Origin of the sequence: Roseovarius sp., assembly GCF_030373445.1 — a bacterium.
GTDB lineage: Bacteria > Pseudomonadota > Alphaproteobacteria > Rhodobacterales > Rhodobacteraceae > Roseovarius.
Window position 1 is genome coordinate 55,751 of record NZ_JAUCYU010000006.1, and the last position, 21,719, is coordinate 77,469.

Below are 21,719 nucleotides of genomic sequence, written 5' to 3' on the forward strand. Positions count from 1 at the left end.
TTTTACCAAGCAGGTATCATCTGCGCGGCAGGGGTAACGGTCGCTGCGCGACCTCGGCCGCGCGCGGCGCCTCGGGCCAGTGGCGATGAAGCCCGCCATTGTCAAAGACAGCGCCGCCTCGCCTTTCTCGGGTCGCCGTGCCACCGCCGGTTGTCACCGGCAAGAATATCCGCGTCGGGCCCGATCTGCCTGCGCATCGTGCCGTCTTCCGGCGGGCCGGGATCCCCGTCTGCCAAACCGGCCCTGTCACAGAGGGCGCGATCGAGGCCCGCGACCCGTTCGAGGAACGCGCGGCGCACGTCCTGCGCGTATGGGTTCATCGTCTCGATCGCGTCGAACACCTCCGGCGGATCGTCTCGCACCATCGAGATCGCCTTCACCAGAAGATCGAAGCTTGGCGTCGTCATCCGCGTCGGCACGGGGCCCATCTCCGACAACACCTTCGCGATGAGATGGGTCAGGCCCTGAACCGTGGCCGCGTCCCTGTCATGCGCGTCCGGGGTCGTCTCGATCACCTCGAGGTGCAGGCGCTCGCGCAGGAACGCCACAAGACAATGGCAGGGCCCGCGAACCGGACAAACCGCGATCTTCAGCCCGGCAATGCCATCGCTGGCACTCTCGGGGCCGAACAGGGGATGCGTCGCAATGATCCGGACCTGGTCGGGAAGGGCGTCCCTCATCACCTCGACAGGCCAGACCTTCACCGAAGCCACGTCGATCACGAAAGCACCGGGCCGACAGTAACGGGCAATCTCGCCCACCACGCGCTCAAGGGACGATACAGGCACCGCAAGGACCACGACATCGCATCGCGCCGCCGTCTCCAGATCAACGGGGGCGACGCCAAGGCCGATGGCCCGCTCGCGAAAACCCGGTGCGGGATCGTATGCCATCAGCTCGAAATACGCCGCCGTGTGCGCGGCGATCAGCCTGCCGAACGCTCCGAACCCGACGAGGCCCACCGTCGTCTTTCCAGTGTCCCGCCCGGGGCACCGGGGAATTCCCCGGCCCCCGCCGGCGAAACCCGGGCTCATGTACTGCCCTCTCGCTCGGCCCCGATCGACCTGGCCCGGCCCGACACGCGTATCGAGGACCCCGCGCCAGACGGGATGCCAACCGTGATCCGGGACGGACATCCCATGTCTTCTCCCTGCCGGATCGCAACCTCGCCTCCGTGGGGCCATCCAAGGTCGCGCAGGTACCCGGCAAAGGCGGCGGCCGCGGCACCGGTGGCCGGATCCTCGTAGACCCCGTGCGACGCGAAGATATTCCGCGCCCTGAACTCCGCCCGCTCGACGGCATGAACCAAGCAGATCGTGCCCAGATCCCACGCGAGCATGAGGTCTTTCCCGCGCTCGAAATCGTAGGACATCGCCGCCAGCCTCTCGCGTGTCTTCAACGCCAGCACCAGGTGGGTCGCCCCCGCCTCCGCGATGGCGGGCGGAATGCGCGGGTCAAGATCGTCGGGTCCCATCGAGAGAAGCGACAGCGTCTCGGTCACCAGCCCCTCCGCGGCCGGCCGGCTGCGCGTGGGGGGCGACTGAAGCGCCGCCTGCGTCCCGGTCTCGTCCGACGACGCCTCGACGGTGATTTGGGCGCCGTTCAGCCGCAGCGCAAAGACACCGGCGCCGACCTCCTCCGCCAGTGCCGCGCCGAGCGCGATGGTGGCATGGCCACAGAACGGAACTTCGGCCTCGGGGGAAAAGTAGCGCACCCGCCAATGGCCATCCGCCTCGCGCGCGGCAAAGACGGTCTCGGAATAGCCGACCTTCGCCGCGATCCGTTGCATCTCGTCGGCCGCGGGCAACTGCTCCGCGATCATCACCCCGGCCGGGTTCCCGCCCCGCCCCCCTTCCGAGAACGCCGCGTATCGACGGACGTTCAGCAGGTCGCCGGACACGCCGGGCACGGTGGTTTCAATGGACGTCATTTGCATATCCTCGTATTCGGTCCGCTCAGCCTGCATGCTGAACGGCGGTTTCAGGAAGGCGGATTTCGGGCGTGTCCGCTGCGTCCATCAGGGGCCGCACCATCAACAGCGCGTCCCCCTTCGTGTAGTGAAGGCAGGGATGGGGAACGATCGGACGGCGGTCTGCGACCGCGAAGCCGCGGCGAAGGTAGAAGTCCCGCGCCGGAACGTTCTGCTCGAAACAGATCAGCGACAGCCGCGGCAGCGCGCGGGTGAGAGCCAGCGCCTCCACGTAATCGAGGAGCGTGCCGCCGATGCCATGCTCACGGAAAGGCGCGTGCACCGCCAGCCCCGAGATATAAAGCGACCCCGGATCCTCGAGCTCCGCATAGGGCGCCAGCACTCTGTCGGGCGACGCGGCCTCGCTGTCCGGTTCCGGCATCTCGAAGGCGTGGATCATCCCCAGCACCTCGTCGCCCCGTGTCGCCAGCAGGCAGTTCTCGTAGGAAAACGCCGTCCCGGTCCGGGCATAACGGGCCGCGCCGACCGCTTCGACCGGTTCGCCCTCCCGCGCGTGCCGGCTCCAGATATAGGCCGCCAGCCCATCCGACGACATCAGGAAGAGCCGCGCGATCTCGGCGGCGTCGACGGGCCGTGCCCATCGAATATCGAATGTGTCCTGGCAGGTCACGGTTCCACCTCCATGATGGTGTTCAAACGGAATCTTTCGCCGCAACCCGCGCCGGCTGTCGCAGCATCGCGTAAAGCGTCGGGCAGCCCGCGACCTCGATCGTTGCGGTCTGTCGGAACCCGTGACGGGCATAGAGATCCCGATTGCGTTGTGTCGTCGCCTCGAGATAGGCGGGGATACCCTCCGCATCGCACCGCGCCAGAACGGGCCACAGCATCGCACTGCCCAGGCCCCTGCCCTGCCGGTCGGGCCGAACCCCGATCATCGGCAGGTACCAGTGCGGCTCCCGCGGGTGAACGTCTCCCATCGCCTCGAACACGGCGAAAACCTCCGCCTGGCGCTGTTCGGGAATGGAGCGCTCGACGGCGGCCACGAGCGCGGCCTCGTCGGGCTCCGCCCCCGGCGCGATCCACAGCGCGACCCCGCCCTCGACTGTGACGAGCGTGTCATCGGAAATGGCCCGGCCGGCGAAGGCCGTTGCGAAAGCCGGGAAATGCGCCAAATAGTCGGCCCGGTCCGGATACATCCACCGCACGGGCGGATCGGTCTCGAACGCCGCGGTCAGCGTGCCGAGGATCGCGTCGTGGTTCGGGACCGAGCGGGTTTCGCCCGCCGCACCCGGCCCCCGTTCGAGAGGTTCGGCATAAGTGGTCATGGGTCTGTCCTTTGTCGAATTGTGGTCTGATCGGGATGGCCCCGCCCCGGTGGCCGGGGCGTGCTCAAGGCCTGGATCGGTGGCCCGTCCTTCCGTTGGACGAAAGAACGGGCCGGCGCGCGGGCCTTACATTTGCTCGACATTCGCCAACCGCTGCAGAAGCGAGGAGATCAGCCTGTCCTGCCGGTCGATACGCGCCCGTTGGTCGACGAGATCCTCGTGCACTTGCTCGATGTAGATATGCGCATGCTCCAGTTCGTTCAGCACGGCGCCCAGCTTCTCCGCGACGTCCAGCGGCGCGCCGGGCATGGTGGGGCCCACCGCGGGCAGGTATCCCTTGGCCCACATCTCCGACGCGTGCTCGGCGATCGACAACCTGTCGTAATCCGGTTCGAACACGGCATCGCAGCCCGCGGCACAGGTCGGCCCGGCCGTTGTCAATGCCCCGCTCAGCACCATGTCGCCATCGGCGTTCAGGCGCATTTCCGGCCCGTCGCCGTCGACGATATTGTAACGGAGCTCACCGGTGCGAAGCGGGCCTTCGGTAAAGACGACGTCGGCAGACTGGTTGATGGGCGCGTCCGTGGCGGTGATGCGGAAGAAGCTGAACGTCTCGTCATCGCTGACCTCGAGCGGTGCCTGCGGGGTGTTCGTGCCGATCCCCACGTTGCCGTTCGCCGCAAGCTCGAGCAACCTGCTGGGCGCCTGGTACTGGATCCGGAAGGGCGTTTGACTGGTGTCTCCGTTGATCACGCCAAAGGCACTGCTCCCCGCGACCAGATCCCAGCGCCCCCGGTCTCCGACTGTCTCTTCCAGCCGAATCCGGGCGGCCCCGGAGTAGCCGTTCACGATATGCAGATCCGCTTGGGGAATGGACGTTCTCACGCCGATGAAACCGTTGTCCCGGATATAGAGGGAATTGGTCGGCGCCCCGCCCGAAACCCAAAACGGAATCTCCCCGTCCGTGAGGTCGGTCAGGAAAAACGCCTCCTGGCCCTGGGATCCCTCTTCATTGGCCGAAAGCTGCCAGCTGCGCTTGGGGAAGTCGTCGGCAACCGTCGTGTCCTCGAAGCGAATGGCGCCGTTGATATCCTTTACCTTGAGGCCGGCGCGCGCGGACGGGATGGAGTCTTCCCCGTCGGTGCAGGCGGTACCGACACAGAGCAGGTTGCTGTCGATGATCACGTCCTCGGTAAAGACCTCGTCGGCAAGGCTGGCGCAAGGCATGAAGGCAAGCGCCACGGTCGTTAATAGGGTATGTTTCATGGTGTATGTCTCTTGATCGAAGGTGGATGGGATTAACGGCCCCGACGGGGGAAGACGGGGGCGTTACCCTTTCGGGCCGGCGCCCCTGCTCCCCCGGAGGGCGCGTCGGTCAGGCGTTCTGATGCTGGAAGCAGCAATCGGCCATCGCTTCGATGTGGCGATGATCGGTGCCGCAGCAGCCACCGTAGACCCGCAGGTTGGGCAGCACGCGCTTGAGCTGGGCATAGTCGCGCCCAAGTTCGGCCGGGTTGCCGGCATCAAGCTCCTCGGCCTCGTCGAGCTCGGCATGGCTGAGCCGCGAGGCATTGGCGCGCACGCCCCAGACCCGCTTGAGCCAGGCCGCATCGGTCTCGAGTGCGGCCCGGAAGTGATCGGGATGGGCGCAGTTGATCATGTAATAGGCGGCGGCCCCGGCGGTCATCATGTCGGTCTGCTCGAACGCTTCGCCCAGCGGGGTGCCGTCGGGCAACCGGCCGTCGGTTTCGGTCGTGTAGGACAGAACCACCGGCATCTCGGCGGCCGCTGCCGCGCGGATGATCCCGACGCCCTCGTTCACGGTGCAGATCGTGACCGCGGTCACGAGGTCGGCCGCGGTCTCGGCGAACCACCCGATCTGTTCGGCATGAAAGGCCTGGGCCTCGTCCGCCGACATCGCGGTGTCGGGCTGGTAGCCGTCGCCGCGCGGGCCGATATTGCCCGAGATGACGATCGGCGCCACGGCCCCCGCGTCGCGCCGGATCTCGGCCAGCAGCGCGATGGCAGCCTTGTTCAGCCGTTCGAGGTCGGCCGGCCCGTGGCCCAGTTCCGCCCCCCAGTCCCGGCTGGCCCGCCAGGTCGGCGATTCCAGCAGGAAACCACTGTTATGATCGGCCGCGATGGCAAGGTGCCGTTCGAAATAGGCGCGCAGCGTCCGGCGCCCCTCGACGGTGTCGAGCAGCGGGTAGGAGGCGAAACACGGCAGGTCCAGCCCATCGAGGAAGATAAGCGTCGTCTCGAGGCCGGAATCGGTGAGCAGCGGCGTGCCGTCGGCCTGCGGCAGGCGATTGCGATGAAGGGCAAGCATTACAACCACCCCCGCACCGAAGAGATCTGACGGCCGATCAGCCAGTCGGATCGGTCGATTTCGGACAGCCCGATGTCGCGTCTCAGGTGCGGGCTGAATGGCAGGATGACTTTGTTCCTGTGCCGGAACAGATTGAAAAGGAATCGCATGGATCGTCTCTCTGTTTGTTGACGACCCCTCTTTCGCCCCTGCCTGTCACGCGGCGCGTTTGCGTAGCGTTACAAGAGCGTCAAAACGGCTGGCAGCGGGAAATAAACGCTTTACCGGTTCACGCGCAGGCGCCAATACATCGGCGCGATGCAGCGGTTTTGCCCCAGCTAGAAGGTTCGGTCATGGCAAATGAACACACACCCGGCAGCGGCGAGGCGCCGAAAATTCGGCATGTGCGTGCAAGCGACCTCGACGCCGTTCTGGAAATTCTCAACGCCCACCACGTGAATCTCGGAACCCAGCGCCTGCCGTTCCACGCCGACACCCAGGTCGCCGCGCGCATTGCCGACGATCCCCATAAGGTGAAGCTCGTCGCCGAGATCGATGGCGCGGTCGCCGGATACGGCGAGCTCGAGACATGGCCCGACAGGCCCCGCCAGCGCCACGGGGCCGAGATCGACATGATCGCGACCCACCCGAAGTTCCGCGGTCGTGGCGTGGGCCCCGCGCTGCTGGAAGCCATGGTCGACCTGTCCGACCGCTGGCTGCAGCTGACGCGCCTGCAACTCTATGTCTGGGACGGCAACGATGCCGCCATCCGGCTCTACGAACGTTTCGGCTTCGAGGTCGAGGGGCGCCTGCGACGGTTCGTCGTCGTCGACGGCGCCTATCGCGACGCGCTGATCATGGCCCGGCTCAGTGACCCGATTCAGCCAGCGCCCTCCGCGTGATATGCATCCGCTCATGCAAGAGCTCAGGATCAACCTTTTCGGCGTGTTCGAAGCCCGCATCCACGACGTGCCCGTCCGGATGCCGACACGCCGCGTCGAACTGATCCTGGCGCTTCTCGCACTCTCGCCGGAGAAGGCGTTCAGCCGGTCCCACCTCGCCGCGCTGCTCTGGCCCGAGCAGGAAGACGCACAGGCGCGGGCGTCGCTCCGGCAGGCGCTGTTCCGCCTCCGCGGGGCGCTCGGCACCGATCATTCCCGCGCGATCGAGACCACCACGGGCTGGGTCAAGCTCCGGCGCGACGCGGTTGTCCTCGACACGGATGCGCTCGACGCCGAAGATGCCCCGGCGGCCGACATCCCGAGCGGCCTTCCCCTCGACGGGCTTTCCGGCTTCGAGCCCGAGATCGAGGACCTGCTCGACACCGCCCGCGCCGAGCTGCGACGCCGCCTGTGCGACTGGCACGAGGCCGCGGCGGCGACGGCGCTGACAGAGCGGCGTTTCATCGACCTGGAAGGTCATGCGCGGGCCCGCCTTGCCGTGGAACCCTACGACGAGGCGGCGCTGCGGGACCTGATGACCGCGCTCTGGCGCCAAGGCCGCCGCAACGCGGCCCTTGCCGCCTTTCGCCAGGTCAGCCAGAAGATCCGCGACGACCTTTCCGTTTCCGTGGAAGACCAGACCGCCGCCCTCTACCAGACCATCCGCGCCGCGCGCGAAAAGGAGCCGGACACCCCCCGCACGCCGCAGGCCCGCCCGGACGACACGGCCCCTGCCGAACCGGAGGCGGGCGCGACACCAACGCCGCCCCCGCCCGACAGCCCTTTCATCACCCACTTGCGCAACCTCGCGGTGATCCACCTCCGCTCCGAGCGGCTGCGCGCGGCCCTCCGCGACCCCGATCCGGAAAACGCCGAGGCCGGAAGCCAGAAGGCCATTCGCGACATCGAGGTCGCGGTCGCGCGCGAGGGCGGAGAGATCATCGGCCGGGCCGGGCACCAGCTCTCGGCCGTCTTCGGCGCACATCGCCCCGACGAAAGCCCCGCCCTCTCCGCCGCGCTCGCCGGTTTCGAGATCGCCCGGCAGGACTGCGCCGTCGGCATCAACGCCGGCACCGGGCTGGTCGGCCCGCAATCGGCGACCTACCCGCTCGCGCACGTGGCGCAGTCCCTCGCCGACATGGCCCGGCCCGGCGAGGTCCGCGTCGCCCCGGTGGTCGAGGCCGCCTGCCGGGGGGCGTTCGTCTTTTCCGATGTCGCGCCGGCCCCGGGCCCCGACGGCGCACCCTCCTGGCGCCTCGAACGCGAAACCTCCGCGCGCAGCGGTTTCGATATCCGCGTGGCCCGCGGGCTCAGCCGGTTCGGCGGGCGGGCGCGCGAACTCTCGGCGCTGGCCGAGGTCGCGGACCATCACGGCCCGCGCGTCGTGGCCATCATGGGCGAAGCCGGGATCGGCAAGTCGCGCCTCGCCCACGAGTTCATCAGGCAGTACGAGCCTGCAACGCTGATGCGCGTCCAGTTCGGGCGCGGCGAGGCGGGCGGCGGCATCGCCTGCTTCCGCGACATGGCCCGTGCCCTCCTGCGCATGGAATCGGAGCCGTCGGCCACGGCACTGCCGGACATTCTGCGCGAACGGCTGGGCGACCCGGGGATCGCCGAAACGCTTCAGCCGGCCATCGCCGGACTGCTGGGGCTCGCCGGCCCCGAGCAGGCATGGCTCGACCTGTCGCGCAACCGCAGGCTCCAATCCCTTGCCGATGCCCTCCTGACGATCATCGCGGCGCGCTGCGACCGGAGAAGCGTGCTTCTGATCGAGGATACGCACTGGGCAGACGACGATGCGCAGTTCCTGGTCGAGCGCCTGGTCCTGTCGCTGGGGGCAGAGGGCCCGATGGTGATCGTCACCCGACGGCCCGGCAAGGCCGAAAGCTGGCTGGGGCACGAAACCGTCCGAAGCCTGCCCCTGCGCCCCCTCGACCGTCGCGAAGCCGAGGCGCTCCTGGAAGGGTCGCCCTTGCCCGGCAACGTCCGCACCGCGATCCTCGAACGCGGCGATGGCGTGCCGCTGTTTCTCGAGGAACTCTCCCGGGCCGCCACGGCGGCGCCGGACCTGTTCGACGCGGCCCCGCAATCCTCTCTTCCGGCCGGCTCCGGGATACCGATTGCCCTGCGCGGCATCCTCTCCTACCGCATCGACGCGCTGCCCGCCGCGGCTCGCCAGACCCTCGAGGCCGCGGCGATACTCGGCGCCGCCCCGACGGACGATCTGCTGGCACCCCTCGGCGGCCTCCGCCCCGATGCCTACGAAAACGCCCTGTCGACCCTCGCCGATGCCGACCTGCTCTACCGCATACGAACCTTCCCGCAGCGCTCCTACGCCTTCAAGCACGCCCTCGTGCTGGACGCCGCCTACCAGGGCATACCGGCCAGCCGGCGCACGGCGCTTCACGCGGGCGTGGTTCGCCTGCGCGACGAGCTGGGGCAGACGTCCGGGCTGGATGACACCGTTCTCGCGGGGCATGCCCTTCGGGGCAACCTGCCGGACCGCGCGCTCGACCTGGCGATGCGGGCCGCGAAAGACGCGGCCACGCGATCCGCCTACGCGCTTGCGAACCGCATGACCGACCTTGCCCTGCAGGCCATCGAACAGCTTCCCCCAAGCGACCGGCTCCTGCGCGAGGAAGCCGGCATCCTGTCCTGGCGGCGGGCGCTGCTGTGGCCTCTGGGCCAGAAGACACGCACCGTGGACGGCCTGAAAAGGGCCGAAGCCATCGCAACGCAGCTCGGCGACGACCGGAAACTGGCCGAGGTCTGTATCCACCGCGCCTACATTCACACCGACGATGGCCAGCCGCAGCTCGGCCTGGAATATGCCGGGAAAGCGGAAGCCGCGGCCTCCCGCATGGGAGACGCCCAACTCGTCGCCGAGGCCGTCCTCGCCCGGTGCCAGACCTACGCGCTGCATGGCCGGATGCGCGCCGCCCTTCAGGCGATCCGCCCCCACGAAACGGCCTGGGATCAGCGCCGGCACGTGCAGGACGGTCTTCTGGTGACGCGGTACGTCATGCTGAAGTTCCACACCGGACGCGCCCACGCGGCGCTGGGAGACGGCGCAGCGGCTTGGCGTGACATAAAGGGTGCAGCCGAAACGGCGGCAGAGACGAACAGGCCGGTGGATCGCTATATCGCCATGCGGGGGCTCGCCGATATCTGCGTGTTCTCCGACGCGCCCGGGGCCGCCATGCAGGCCTATGCCGCCGCGCGGGAGATCGGGCTGCGCGCCGACACGCCCGCCTATGTCGCATGGGCCGAGGCGGACCTGGCAGAACTCAAGCTGGCATCCGGCGCGTTCCAGGAAGGCCTGGAAGAGTTGCAGGCTTTCCTGGCCCGCGCGGATGCGACGCTGCTTCAGATCGCCCAGATCAAGGCCAGGGCCGCGGTGGCCTGCGCGGTCCGGGACGAGGACAAGGGCTCGGTCCGACAACTTCGAAAAGTTCTGCAGGACGCCGAGTCGGCGGACATGCCGATCATCCGCATCAAGCTGCTCCGCGAAATGGCGGCCCGCCTCGAGGGCCACGATGACGACGGGGCCGCCGCCGCGACGAAAGCGGCAGATGCCATCCAGGCAGAGGAGGGTTACACGACCGCGCAACTGCCCGCCCATGCCCGGATCGGCGACCTCATCGACGCGCTCGGAATGGACGGATGACGCAGATAGACCACGTCTTCGTGTTCCCCCGCGACCCCGCCGCGTTGCAGCGGCGGCTGGACATGGAGGGGCTTGTACCCTCTTTCCGTCGGGACCATCCCGGCCAGGGAACCGCGAATGTCTGCTACTGCTTCGAGAACACCTATCTCGAGCTCCTCCGGGTCGAAGATGCCACGGCGGAACAGCATCCGCACGTGGCCCGCACGGCGCTGATACGGCGAGGCTCCGGCGACGCCTCTGTCTGCCCTATCGGCATCGCCTGGCGCAACGAGGCGGACGGAACGATGGACGTCGACACCTGGCACTATGAGCCGCCCTTCCTCCCCGCCGGCACCTCCATTGCCGTCGCGACCGAAAGCGATGACCCGACGGCTCCCTTCGTGTTCCGTTCTCCCGGCGACAGGCCCCCTTCCGAATGGACGGACGGCCGCGCCGGAGCGCTGCAGCGAAGCGCCGGGCTGGGCCGGGTCGAGCGGATCATCCTGCGCCACCCGCCCGGCTACCGGCCCGGGCCGGCCATTGCCGAGCTGGTCCGGCACACCATGCTTTCAGTCGAGACCGCGCCGCGATGGTCGTTGAGCCTCGAGATCACGCGGCTATCGGGCGGGCAGCCTATGCATCTCGACGACATTTGCTAGGCGGGACATGGCCCCCCGGGGCCGCCAGCCACCCGCCGACAACCGCACCGACGTGATACCGACAAGATACCGACGTAATACCGACGTTGTAATTGCCGGGCCAAACGCCCCTACCGGAAGCCCCGGCCTCCCCCTCGCGCCGCCCGCAAACGAAACCTCACAATCGCTTCATCTCCCCGCTGTGCGCCTTGCGACAAAGGGTCAAACAGCGGATACTCCGACCCGAACCTTGGGCCCGGGAGACCTGCGTGCGCGTATTGGTGGCCGCCATCGTACTGGTGATCTGGAGCTCGGCATCCCTTGCCGAGACCCGCATCGCTCTGGTCATCGGCGTCGGCGAATACGACGCGCTCCGCCCGCTCAAGAACCCCCGAAACGACGCCCGATCGATGGACGAAACCCTTTATGATCTGGGCTTTCAGGTCGACATGGTCACCGACCGCGACCTCGCCCGCCTGAGCCGGGCGCTGGAGCAATTCGCCGAGGATGCGCGCGACGCCGACCTCGCGGTCGTCTACTTCGCCGGGCACGGCATGGAAGTCGCGGGCGAGAACTTGCTCTTTGCCCGCGACGCCGCCGCCGGTGACGTCGAAGAACTCAAGGCCACGGCCCTGCCGCTCGCCGACGTGGTCGCCGCCGTGTCCGAGGCCCGCGCCGGGCTATTGCTGATTGACGCCTGCCGCACCGATGCCTTCGGCGTACCCCTCGCCGACGCCACCCGCGGCGCCTTCAGCCTCGAGGCCGCGATCAGCCCCGGCCTCGGTCGCATCGGGCGGGCCGACAGGCTGGTCTATGCCTTCGCCGCCGCCCCCGGGCAGGGCGCGCTTGACGGCGAAGGCGACAATTCCCCCTTCGCCGCCGCCCTCGTCCGCCATCTCGGCACTAGCGGGCTGGAACTGCGCACCGCCCTTACGCTTGTCCAGCAGGACGTCTACGACCGCACCCGCGGCACCCAGCTGCCTTACGTCGAAAGCGGCCTCCCGGGCCTCTACTTCGTCAGCGCCACGCCGGGCGAGTTGCCGGAACGCGAACGCCTGCTCCTTGCCATGGCCGAGATCGACGACACCGTCCGGCAGGATGTCGAGCGTGTCGCCCTCGACGCCGACGTGCCGCTTGCCCCCCTTTATGGCGCGCTCATCGGCTCCGACCTCGCCGGTCTCGACCGCCAGCAGCGCAGCGACAAGCTGACCGAGGCGGCCAGCGCCTTCGCCCAGGTCCGCGACGAGCTGCGCCGCCTGCGCGCCGGCGACGACCGGGTCACCGACCTGCGGCAACAGGCCGAGGAACAGCTTGCCCTCGGCGCCTTCGAAACCGCCCGCGCCAAGCTGACCGAGGCGGCCGAGATCGACGCCAGCTCGCGCGAGACCCTCAAGGCCAACCTCCTCGAGCGCACCCTCTCCGAGGCCGCGACCCATTACCTTAACGGCGGCGCGGCTCAAGCCGAACTCCGCTACCAACTGGCAATGTACGACTACGAAAAGGCCCTCGCCCTCTTCGCCGAACTCGACGACGACCTGCTCCCGCCCGACGCCCGCCAGCAACAGCTTGCCGCCCTCGGCGCCCTCGGCCGCATCAACATCACCATCGGCAACCTGCCTGACGCCGCCAGAGCTTTCGAACAGCAACTCGCCCTGTCGCAGAACGCCAGCGCCCGCCATCCCGACAACGCCGACCTCCAGCTCACCCTCGCCCTGTCCCGCGACAATCTCGGCGACGTGCTGCTCGAACAGGGCCGCGTCGCCGACGCCTTCGACCACTACCGCGCCGGGCACGCCGTGCGCGAGGCGATGGCCGCCGACAACCCGGACGACGAGGACATCAGGTTCGCCCTCAGCAACAGCTACGAACGCCTCGGCCGCATCCACCAGCGGCAGGGCGACCTCGCCGCAGCCGAGACCTATTTCCTCGACAAGCACCGCCTCGGCACCCGCATGGTGGCGGCGCAGCCAAAGGGCTACCGCTGGCAGCGGGACCTCTCGATCAGCGACGAACGGCTTGGCGACATCCTTCTCGAACGCGGCGATCTCGACGGCGCCTTTGCACACTACCGGGCCAGCCTCGACCGCATGATCCCGATCCGCGACGCCCACCCCGAGGATCACGAACTCAAGCGCTTCACCTCCATCACGCTCGACCGGCTGGGCGATGTCTACGCTCTCCAGAACAGGCTGCCCGAGGCGCGCCGGAAATTCGAAGACAGCCTCGCCCTGCGCTCCACCCTTGCCGCCACCGACCCCGCCAATGCCGACTGGCAATACATCCTCGGCATCGGCCACGAACGCCTCGGCGATATCCTGACCCGCATGGGTGACATGCCCGCGGCCACCGCCGCCTACGAGGCCAAGCACGCCATCGTCACCCGCCTCTCCGCCTCGGACCCTACCAACGTCCGCTGGCTCCGCGACCTGTCGGTCGCCGATGAACGGCTCGGGCGGCTGGCCCATGACCGGGGCGATCTCGACGCGGCGATGGCCTACTACCGGCAAAGCCTCGACCGGATGACCCCGTTGCGCGATGCCAGCCCGACCGACATGGAACTGAACCGCTTCCTCTCTTTCACGCAGGATCACCTCGCCGGCGTCCTGATGGACAAGGGCGACACCGACGCGGCGCTCGACCTCTACCGCAACAGCCTGACCCTCCGCGAGAAACTGGTCGCGACCGACCCGCAAAACGGCGACTGGCGCTTCGTCCTGGGCATCAGCCACGAACTGATCGGCAATGCCTACATGCGCATGGCCGCCCATGACGACGCGGTTGCCGCCTATGGCCGCGAACTCTCCGTCATGTCGGTCCTGCTCGAACAGGACCCCGAAAACACCCGCTGGCGCCGCGTGGTGGCGATCACCGAGGAGAACCTCGGCGACGCCCATCTCGCCGCCGGCAACCCCGGCGCGGCGCTCACCCAATACCAGTCGAGCCTCGCCCGGATGAGCAAGGCCCGCGACGCCGCCCCCGACGACCTTGCGACCCAGCGCTTTACCGCCGTCACGCTGCGCAAGATCGGCGCGGCCCACCTGGCGGCAGGCGCCACCGACGCCGCCCTGACCGCCTATTCCGAAAGCCTGGCCATCGCCCGCCGCCTCGTCGAGGCCGACCCGTTGAACGCCCGCTGGCAACGCGATCAACTGGTTGCCTACAAGGGCGTATCCGACGCCGGCGGCGACGCCGAGCAGACACTTCGGCTGGCCCTCAAGGCCGCCGACGAAATGAAGGAACTGGGCGTTCTGGCCCAGTCCGACGAACCCATCGTCGATGCCCTTCGGCAGCGGCTGGATACCCTCGACCGGTAAATGACCCCCGGCCCGGCAGGCGGGTTTCGGCCAATTTCCGCAGCCTTTTCGCCGCATGACCGGAAAACCCGCCGGCGCGACGGATCAGCACGGAACTCACGCACTGACCCGTGCGTTTCATACCAGCAGGAGGGTCGCATAGTGTCATTTCGCCGAGACTACATCACCAAGCCGATATTCAAATGGGCTAAGGGCGCCTTGCCCACCCTGTCGGACACCGAGGCCGAGGCCATCAATTCCGGCGACGTGCATTTCGAGGCCGAGCTGTTCTCGGGCAAGCCCGACTGGTCGATGCTGCGATCCATGAAGGCGCCCGCGCTGACCGACGAGGAACAGGCGTTCATCGACGGCCCCTGCCGCGAATTCTGCGGCATGGTGGATAGCTGGGAAATCGACAACTACACCGCAGACCTGTCGCCCGAAGCCTGGAAGTTCCTGCGCGAAAAGGGCTTCTTCGGCATGATCATCCCGAAGGAGCACGGCGGCCTCGGCTTTTCCGCCTATGCCCATTCCGAGGTCGTGCGCTACATCGCCAGTCATTCCGTCGTGGCCGCCGTCACCGTCATGGTGCCCAACTCGCTCGGGCCCGGCGAGCTGATCCTGCAATTCGGCACAGACGACCAGAAGAAGGACTGGCTGCCCCGCCTCGCCAGCGGGCAGGAGCTCCCCGCCTTCGGCCTGACCAGCGAGGACGCGGGCTCCGACGCCTCGGCGATGACCGACGATGGCGTCATCTGCAAGGGCCAATGGAATGGTGAGGAAGTGCTCGGTATCCGCATGAACTGGGCCAAGCGCTATATCACCCTGTCTCCGGTCTGCACCGTGCTGGGCCTCGCCTTCAAGCTGCGCGACCCCGATCACCTGCTGGGCGAGACCGAGGATATCGGCATCACATGCGCCCTCGTGCCCACCGACCTGCCCGGCGTCGAAACCGGCCGCCGCCACCTGCCCTCGGGCACGATGTTCCTCAACGGGCCGACCACCGGCACCGATGTCTTCATCCCGCTCGAGAACATCATCGGCGGGCCGGAATACGCCGGCCGCGGCTGGATGATGCTGATGAGCGCGCTGGCCGCCGGGCGCGGCATTTCCCTGCCCTCGCTTTCCGCCGCCTCCACTGCCATGGCCGCCCACACCACCGGCGCCTATGCCCGCATCCGCAAGCAGTTCAACCTGCCCATCGGCCTTTTCGGCGGGGTGCAGGAACCCATGGCCCGCATCGCCGCCAGCGCCTACACCGTCGATGCCGGCCGCCGCCTGACCACCGCGACGCTCGACCAGGGCTACAAGCTCGCCGTCATCTCGGCGATCATGAAATACCACGCCACCACCCGCATGCGCGATGCCATCACCGACGCGATGGACGTGCACTCCGGCAAGGCCGTGATCGACGGCCCCCTCAACTACCTGCTGCCCTCCTACCGCGCGATTCCCATCGGGATCACCGTCGAGGGCGCCAACATCGTCACCCGCAACCTCATCATCTTCGGCCAGGGCGCCATCCGCGCGCACCCGCACCTCCTCGATGAAATCGAGGCGCTGCAGGAACCCGACGAGCAGAAATCCCTCGACGCCTTCGACAAGCATTTCTGGGCCCATGTTGGCCATTCCGTCCGCACCGTGTTCCGCGCCGGCTGGTACGCGTGGACGGGCCTTGGCGCCGCGCCTTCGGGCGCGGGCAAGATCGCGCCCCTCTACCGCCGCCTGTCGCGCTGGTCCGCGGCCTTCGCCGTCACCGCCGACATGGCCTTTCTGACCCTCGGCGGCGCGCTCAAGCGGAAAGAGATGATCTCGGCCCACCTCGGCGATGCCCTGTCAGAGATGTACCTCCTCGCCGCCACTCTCAAACGGTGGGAGGACGAAGGCCGCAACGAGGCCGACCTGCCGCTCGTGCACCACGCCGCCGAGACCGGGTTCAACCGCATCGGCCAGGCGCTCGACGAGACCATCGCCAACATGCCCGCCCGCTGGGTCGGCTGGCTGCTGCGCCCGATCCTGCTGCCCCGCGCCCACCCGCGCGGCCCCTCCGACAAGGTGACGGAGGAATGCGCAATGCTGATCTACCACCCGTCCCAGACCCGCAACAGGCTGGTCCGCGATCTGCACCATCCCGCCCCCGAAAGCGGGCTGGGCCTGCTCGACCGGGCCTACCGCCTCGTGACCGACACCGAGCCGCTGGCCAAGCGCCTGCGCGACATCCGCAAGACGCCGCGCGAAGCACTCGACGCAGGCGTGCTCTCCGACGCCGATTTCGCCCGGTTGCAAGAGGTGGAGGAGGCCGTGCGCCGTGTCGTCGCCGTCGACGACTACACCCCCGAAGAACTCGCCAACCTGTTCCCCGACATGCGCCGCTCCAGCGACTGGGGCGGCAACAAGGAGGCCGCTGAATGAGCCGACCCGTCTACCTCGTCGATGGCGCCCGCACGCCCTTCCTGCGCGCCCGCGGCCGTCCCGGCCCCTTCACCCCCGTCGATCTCGCGGTGCAATGCGGCCGGCCGTTGCTGATGCGCCAGCCGTTCGAGGCGACCGCGTTCGACCTCGTGATCCTCGGCTGCGTCAACGTCATACAGGACGAGATGAACCCCGCCCGCGTCGCCGCCCTCCGCCTCGGCATGGGCGAAAAGCAGGTGGCCTTCACCGTCCAGATCAACTGCGGCTCGGGCATGCAGAGCATCGACACCGCCTACCGTTACATCCGCGAGGGCAGCCACGAGATGATCCTCGCCGGCGGTACCGAAGCGCTCAGCCATGCTCCCCTCGTCTACAGCCGCGAGGCCACCGAATGGTATGGCGACCTCGCCCGCGCCAAGAGCCCCCTCGACAAGGTCAAGGCCATGGCCGAGGTGCGCCCCGATTTCTTCTCCCCGGTCATCGGCCTCGAACGTGGCCTGACCGACCCGATCACCTCGCTCAACATGGGCCAGACGGCCGAGGTGCTGGCCCACCGCTTCGGCATCGACCGCACCACCGCCGATGCCTATGCCGTCGACAGCCACAAGCGCCTCACCGCCGCCCAAAAGGAAGGCCGCCTCAAGGGCGAGGTCTTCCCCGCCTTCGACAAGGACGGCACGGCGCACGAGCACGATGACGGCGTGCGCCCCGACAGCTCCATCGACAAGCTCGCCAAACTGAACCCGGCCTTCGAGAAACCCTACGGCAAGGTCACCCCCGGCAATTCCAGCCAGATCACCGACGGCGCCTCCTGGACCATCCTCGCCTCCGAAACGGCGGTCGAGGCGCATGGCCTCACCCCCATCGCCAAGATCGTCGACAGCGAATGGGCCGCGCTCGACCCCGGCATCATGGGCCTCGGCCCGGTGCTGGCCTCGACCCCTCTGGCCCAGCGCCACGGCCTCTCGGTCGACGATGTCGACCTGTGGGAGATCAACGAGGCCTTCGCCGCCCAGGTGCTCGCCTGCCTCGCCGCCTGGCAGGATGACGATTTCTGCCGCGATGTCCTTGGATACGACAGCGCCTTCGGCCGCATCGACCACGACAGGCTCAACGTCGACGGCGGGGCGATCAGCCTCGGCCACCCCGTGGGCACCAGCGGCAACCGCATCGTGCTTCACCTCGCCAACGCCCTCAAGGCCCGCGGCGCAAAACGCGGCATCGCCACCGAATGCATCGGCGGCGGACAGGGCGGCGCCATGCTTCTGGAGGCCGCATGACCGACGTACTCGACAAGATCACCCCCGACGAGACCACCGATGCCCCCACCGCGCCCGATGCCCGCAACTGGCGCAAGGAGGCGAAGGGCGACCTGACCGTTCTGTGGCTCGACTGCGCCGATACGGGCACCAACGTCATTTCCGAGGCGGTGCTGCGCGAGCTCGACAACCTGCTCGACCACGTCAAGGCGGCCCAGCCCAAGGCACTGGTCATCCGCTCCGCCAAACCCGGCGGTTTCGCCGCCGGCGCAGATATCGACGGCTTTGCCGGCCTGCGTGACGAGGAAGCGATCCAGATGCTGCAACAGGGCCACGCCGTGCTCGACAAGCTGGCCGGCCTGCCCTTACCCACCATCGCCGTGGTCCACGGCGCCACGCTCGGCGGCGGGTTCGAACTGGCCCTCGCCTGCGACTACCGCATCGGGATCGACGGGGTGAAGCTCGGCTTCCCCGAAATCCAGCTTGGCCTGCATCCCGGCCTTGGCGGCACCTTCCGACTGACCTCGCTCATCGACCCGACCGAGGCGATGCAGATGATGCTCACCGGCAAATCCGCCCATGACCGCAAGGCCAAAAAGCTCGGCATCCTCGACGCGCTCGTCCCCGAACGCCATGTCGAGGCCGCCACAGATGCCGCCGCCAGTGGCAAGATGACCCGCGAACATGGCGGCTTCCGCGCCTCCGCCCTGCGCACCGGCGTGGCCCGCAACCTCGCCGCCACCCGCATGCGCTCGGAAAGCGAGAAGAAGGCCCCCCGCGCCCATTTCCCCGCCCCCTTCGCCCTGATCGACCTCTGGGAAGATCACGGGGACGACGCCGCCGACATGCAGAAGGCCGAGATCACGTCTTTCGCCAACCTGCTCGGCACGCCCACGGCCCAGAACCTGATCCGCGTCTTCTTCCTGCGCCGGACCCTCAAATCCGCCGGCAAGGGCGAGGACGGCATCGCACATGTCCACGTCATCGGCGCCGGCGCCATGGGCGCGGAAATCGCCGCCTGGTCCGCCATGCAGGGCAAACGCGTCACCCTCGAGGACGTCAAGCTCGACCCGCTCGGCTCTGCCATCAAGTCCGCCGCTCGCATTTACGACAGGAAGCACCTCAGCGGGATCGAGAAGCGCGACGCGCTCGACCGGCTGATGCCCGACCCCGAGGGGCTGGGCCGGTCGCGCGCCGACCTGGTGATCGAGGCCGCCCCCGAAAAGCTGGACCTGAAGGAGAAGATCTACGCCTCCCTCGTCGACGTGATGAAACCCGGCGCGATCCTCGCCACCAATACCTCCAGCCTCAAGCTGTCCAACCTCGTCGACGCCGCCCCCGACCCCGTGCGCTTCGCCGGGCTGCACTTCTTCAACCCGGTCAGCCAGATGCCCCTCGTCGAAGTCGTCTCGCACGACATGGCCTCGGCCGACACGCTTGACCGCCTTGCCGCCTTCACCACCGGCATCGACCGCCTGCCCGCCCGGGTGAAGGACTATCCCGGCTTCCTCGTCAACCGCATCCTCGCCCCCTACCTGATGGAGGCGATGGTCATGCTCGACGAGGGCTATTCAAAGGAAGACATCGACCGTGCGGCGCTCGCCTTCGGCATGCCGATGGGCCCCGTGACGCTCGCCGACCAAGTCGGTCTCGACATCTGCCTCGAAGTGGCCAACTCCATGCAGGAAGGCCTCGAAACCCCCGTCGCCGACACGCCCGCCTGGCTGCGCGAGAAGGTCGAGAAGGGCGAAACCGGCAAAAAGGCCGGCAAGGGCCTCTACGACTACAACAGCGAGGAGGCCCCCGAGACGCCCGCCGACGATCCCGACCAGCAGATCATCGACCGGCTGATCCTGCCCATGTGCAACGCCGCCGTCGAATGCCTGCGCAAGGGCGTGGCGCCCGACGCCGACACGATCGACGGCGCCGTCATCTTCGGCACCGGCTGGGCTCCTTTCCGCGGCGGCCCGCTGCACTATGCCAAGACCCGCCGCGACGTGCCCCGCGTGCTCGAACAACTGGCCGACCGCCACGGCCCCCGCTTCACGCCCGACCCCGGCTGGGGCGACATTGCCTGACACCGCCCGGTCTGCCGACGCCATCGCGCAGGAGATCATCACGCGCACCGGCGGCGACATCCGGCTTGCCCTGCCCCTCGGGCTGGGCAAGCCGGTCACGCTCGTAAACGCCCTGACCCGCGCGGTGGCCAGCCGGCCTGAAACGCGGCTTTCCATCCTCACCGCGCTCACGCTCGAACGTCCCGACATGTCAGACGGCATGGCGCAGCGTTTCCTCGAACCGGTCGCCGACCGCCTCTTTGGACGCTACCCGCCGCTCGCCTATGCCGATATGCTGCGCGCCGGCACCCTGCCCGGGAATATCGAGGTGTCCGAATTCTTCATGCAGGCCGGCCGCTGGATCGGCATTCGCGACGCCCAGCGGCGATACATCCCCGCCAACTACACCCACGCATACGACGTGCTGGCCAACTGGCGCCCCAACGTGCTGATGCAACTGCTGGCGCCCCTCGACAACGCCAATTACAGCCTGTCCTGCAACACCGACATCTCCGCCGACCTGCTGCGCGAACGCCGCGCGGGGCGGCAGGATTTCCTGGTCGTGGGCGAGGTCAACGACAAGCTGCCGGCCATGGACGGCCCCGAGGCCCGCCTTCCCCGTGACGAGGTCCATCTCCACTGCGAGTCTCCCGCCGAATTCGACCTCTTCTCGGTCGTCAAACGCCCCGTCGGCCAGCCCGAACACGCCATCGGTCTCCACGTCGCCCGCACCATCCCCGACGGCGGCACGCTCCAGATAGGCATCGGCGCCATCGGCGACGCGGTGGCCCATGCACTCATCCTGCGCCAGACGGGCCAGCTCTCGAAGATCACCGACACCTCCCCCTTCGCCCCCGACGCCTTCGACGAGCGCGACCCCTTCGACACCGGGCTTTATGCCGTCACCGAGATGCTGGTCGACGGGCTCCTTCAGCTCTTCGAACGCGGTATCATCAAGCGCGAAGTCGACGGCGCCGCCATCCACGCCGGCTTCTTCGTCGATTGCCGCGATTTCTACGACCGCCTGCGCGAACTCCCCCCTGAACAGCGGGCGAAAATCCACATGATGCCCGTCTCCTACACCAACCAGCTCTACGGTGACGAACCCGCCAAGCGTGCCGCCCGCACCGACGCCCGCTTCGTCAACTCCGCCATGAAGGCCACCCTGCTCGGCGGTCTGGTCAGTGACATCACCACCGGCGCGCAGGAGGTCAGCGGCATCGGCGGCCAGTTCAACTTCATCGAACAGGCCTTCGCCCTCGACGGCGGCCGTGCGCTCATCACCCTGCCCTCGACCCGCACGAAAAACGGCCAGACCGTGTCGAACATCGTCTGGGAACACCCGCATGAAAGTGTGCCTCGCGCCTACCGCGACATCATCGTGACCGAGTACGGCATCGCCGACCTCCGCGGCCAGCGCGACGAGGATGCCATCGCCCGGATGCTCGCCATCACCGACAGCCGCTTCCAGGACGAGTTGCTGGACAAGGCCAAGTCCGCCGGCAAGGTGGCGAGGGATTTCACCATCGAACCCGCCTGGCGCGCCAACACCCCCGAATCCCTCGCCCGGTGGCTCGCCCCACACAACCTGCCCGATTTCCCCTTCGGCACGGATTTCGATGCCGTCGAGCGCCGCATCCTCCCCGCCCTCGGCCGCCTGTCGGAAACGCAAGGCAACAAGCTCGGCATGGCGCGGCTCGTCCTCTCCGGCATGACCGCCCGGAAACCGCCCGAGGAGATGGCCCGCATGGGCCTCGACCGGCCCGGCACCCTGAAAGACCGGCTCGAAGCCTGGGCGCTGGCAGGCGCATTGCAAGCGGTGACGAAACACCCCAGTTAGGATGAGATGGCCCGGCTGAAAGAGTCAGGTCAACTGCCCCGCAGGCAGGAACCCCGGGCGTTCCCCGCGG

The 21,719-nt window shown here is 68.1% G+C and carries 14 protein-coding genes; 8 read left to right on the top strand and 6 right to left on the bottom strand.

The features are described from left to right. Nucleotides 1-101: 101 nt before the first annotated feature. The 6 genes from QUV18_RS12215 to QUV18_RS12240 form a co-directional block, all read right to left on the bottom strand. On the bottom strand, nt 102-1,136 hold the full coding sequence (locus tag QUV18_RS12215) for a prephenate dehydrogenase (protein ID WP_366914647.1): 1,035 nt from the start codon (nt 1,134-1,136) through the stop codon (nt 102-104). Further along, nucleotides 1,031-1,930, bottom strand: coding sequence for a PhzF family phenazine biosynthesis protein (locus tag QUV18_RS12220; RefSeq protein WP_300894212.1), 900 nt, complete (start codon nt 1,928-1,930; stop codon nt 1,031-1,033). Before QUV18_RS12220 ends, QUV18_RS12215 begins: the two co-directional genes overlap by 106 nt. A gap of 25 nt (nt 1,931-1,955) precedes the next feature. After that, entirely contained in the window at nt 1,956-2,600 is a 645-nt protein-coding gene (locus tag QUV18_RS12225) for a GNAT family N-acetyltransferase (RefSeq protein ID WP_300894213.1), read from the bottom strand. 22 nt (nt 2,601-2,622) lie between these two features. Further along, the gene (locus tag QUV18_RS12230; protein ID WP_300894214.1) at nt 2,623-3,255 is read right to left on the bottom strand and encodes a GNAT family N-acetyltransferase; all 633 of its coding nucleotides are present in this window, start codon (nt 3,253-3,255) and stop codon (nt 2,623-2,625) included. Between the two features lie 126 nt (nt 3,256-3,381). Continuing rightward, on the bottom strand, nt 3,382-4,497 hold the full coding sequence (locus tag QUV18_RS12235) for a hypothetical protein (protein ID WP_300894215.1): 1,116 nt from the start codon (nt 4,495-4,497) through the stop codon (nt 3,382-3,384). A 133-nt stretch (nt 4,498-4,630) separates the two neighbouring features. Next, complete coding sequence (locus tag QUV18_RS12240; protein WP_300894216.1) at nt 4,631-5,584, bottom strand: homocysteine S-methyltransferase family protein; 954 nt, start codon at nt 5,582-5,584, stop codon at nt 4,631-4,633. Nucleotides 5,585-5,916: 332 nt separating this feature from the next. On the opposite strand from QUV18_RS12240, the gene QUV18_RS12245 reads away from it, so the two are divergent. The 8 genes from QUV18_RS12245 (at nt 5,917) to QUV18_RS12280 (ending at nt 21,649) form a co-directional block, all read left to right on the top strand. Next, entirely contained in the window at nt 5,917-6,465 is a 549-nt protein-coding gene (locus QUV18_RS12245) for a GNAT family N-acetyltransferase (RefSeq protein WP_300894217.1), read from the top strand. Between the two features lie 13 nt (nt 6,466-6,478). Continuing rightward, a complete protein-coding gene (locus QUV18_RS12250) occupies nt 6,479-10,171 on the top strand; it encodes an AAA family ATPase (protein WP_300894218.1) in 3,693 nt (1,230 codons plus the stop codon). Next, nucleotides 10,168-10,809: a VOC family protein gene (locus QUV18_RS12255; protein ID WP_300894219.1), complete on the top strand. Its 642-nt coding sequence runs from the start codon at nt 10,168-10,170 to the stop codon at nt 10,807-10,809. Before QUV18_RS12250 ends, QUV18_RS12255 begins: the two co-directional genes overlap by 4 nt. A 248-nt stretch (nt 10,810-11,057) precedes the next feature. Then, nucleotides 11,058-14,102 carry a caspase family protein gene (locus tag QUV18_RS12260; RefSeq protein ID WP_300894220.1) on the top strand — a complete coding sequence of 1,015 codons (3,045 nt, stop codon included), beginning with the start codon at nt 11,058-11,060 and terminating at the stop codon, nt 14,100-14,102. 141 nt (nt 14,103-14,243) lie between these two features. Then, nucleotides 14,244-16,493, top strand: coding sequence for an acyl-CoA dehydrogenase (locus QUV18_RS12265; RefSeq protein WP_300894221.1), 2,250 nt, complete (start codon nt 14,244-14,246; stop codon nt 16,491-16,493). Beyond that, complete coding sequence (locus QUV18_RS12270) at nt 16,490-17,773, top strand: acetyl-CoA C-acetyltransferase (protein ID WP_300894222.1); 1,284 nt, start codon at nt 16,490-16,492, stop codon at nt 17,771-17,773. The genes QUV18_RS12265 and QUV18_RS12270 overlap by 4 nt, the downstream gene beginning before the upstream one ends. After that, on the top strand, nt 17,770-19,830 hold the full coding sequence (locus QUV18_RS12275; RefSeq protein WP_300894223.1) for a 3-hydroxyacyl-CoA dehydrogenase NAD-binding domain-containing protein: 2,061 nt from the start codon (nt 17,770-17,772) through the stop codon (nt 19,828-19,830). Before QUV18_RS12270 ends, QUV18_RS12275 begins: the two co-directional genes overlap by 4 nt. Further along, nucleotides 19,823-21,649, top strand: coding sequence for an acetyl-CoA hydrolase/transferase C-terminal domain-containing protein (locus QUV18_RS12280; protein ID WP_300894224.1), 1,827 nt, complete (start codon nt 19,823-19,825; stop codon nt 21,647-21,649). The genes QUV18_RS12275 and QUV18_RS12280 overlap by 8 nt, the downstream gene beginning before the upstream one ends. Nucleotides 21,650-21,719 lie beyond the last annotated feature (70 nt).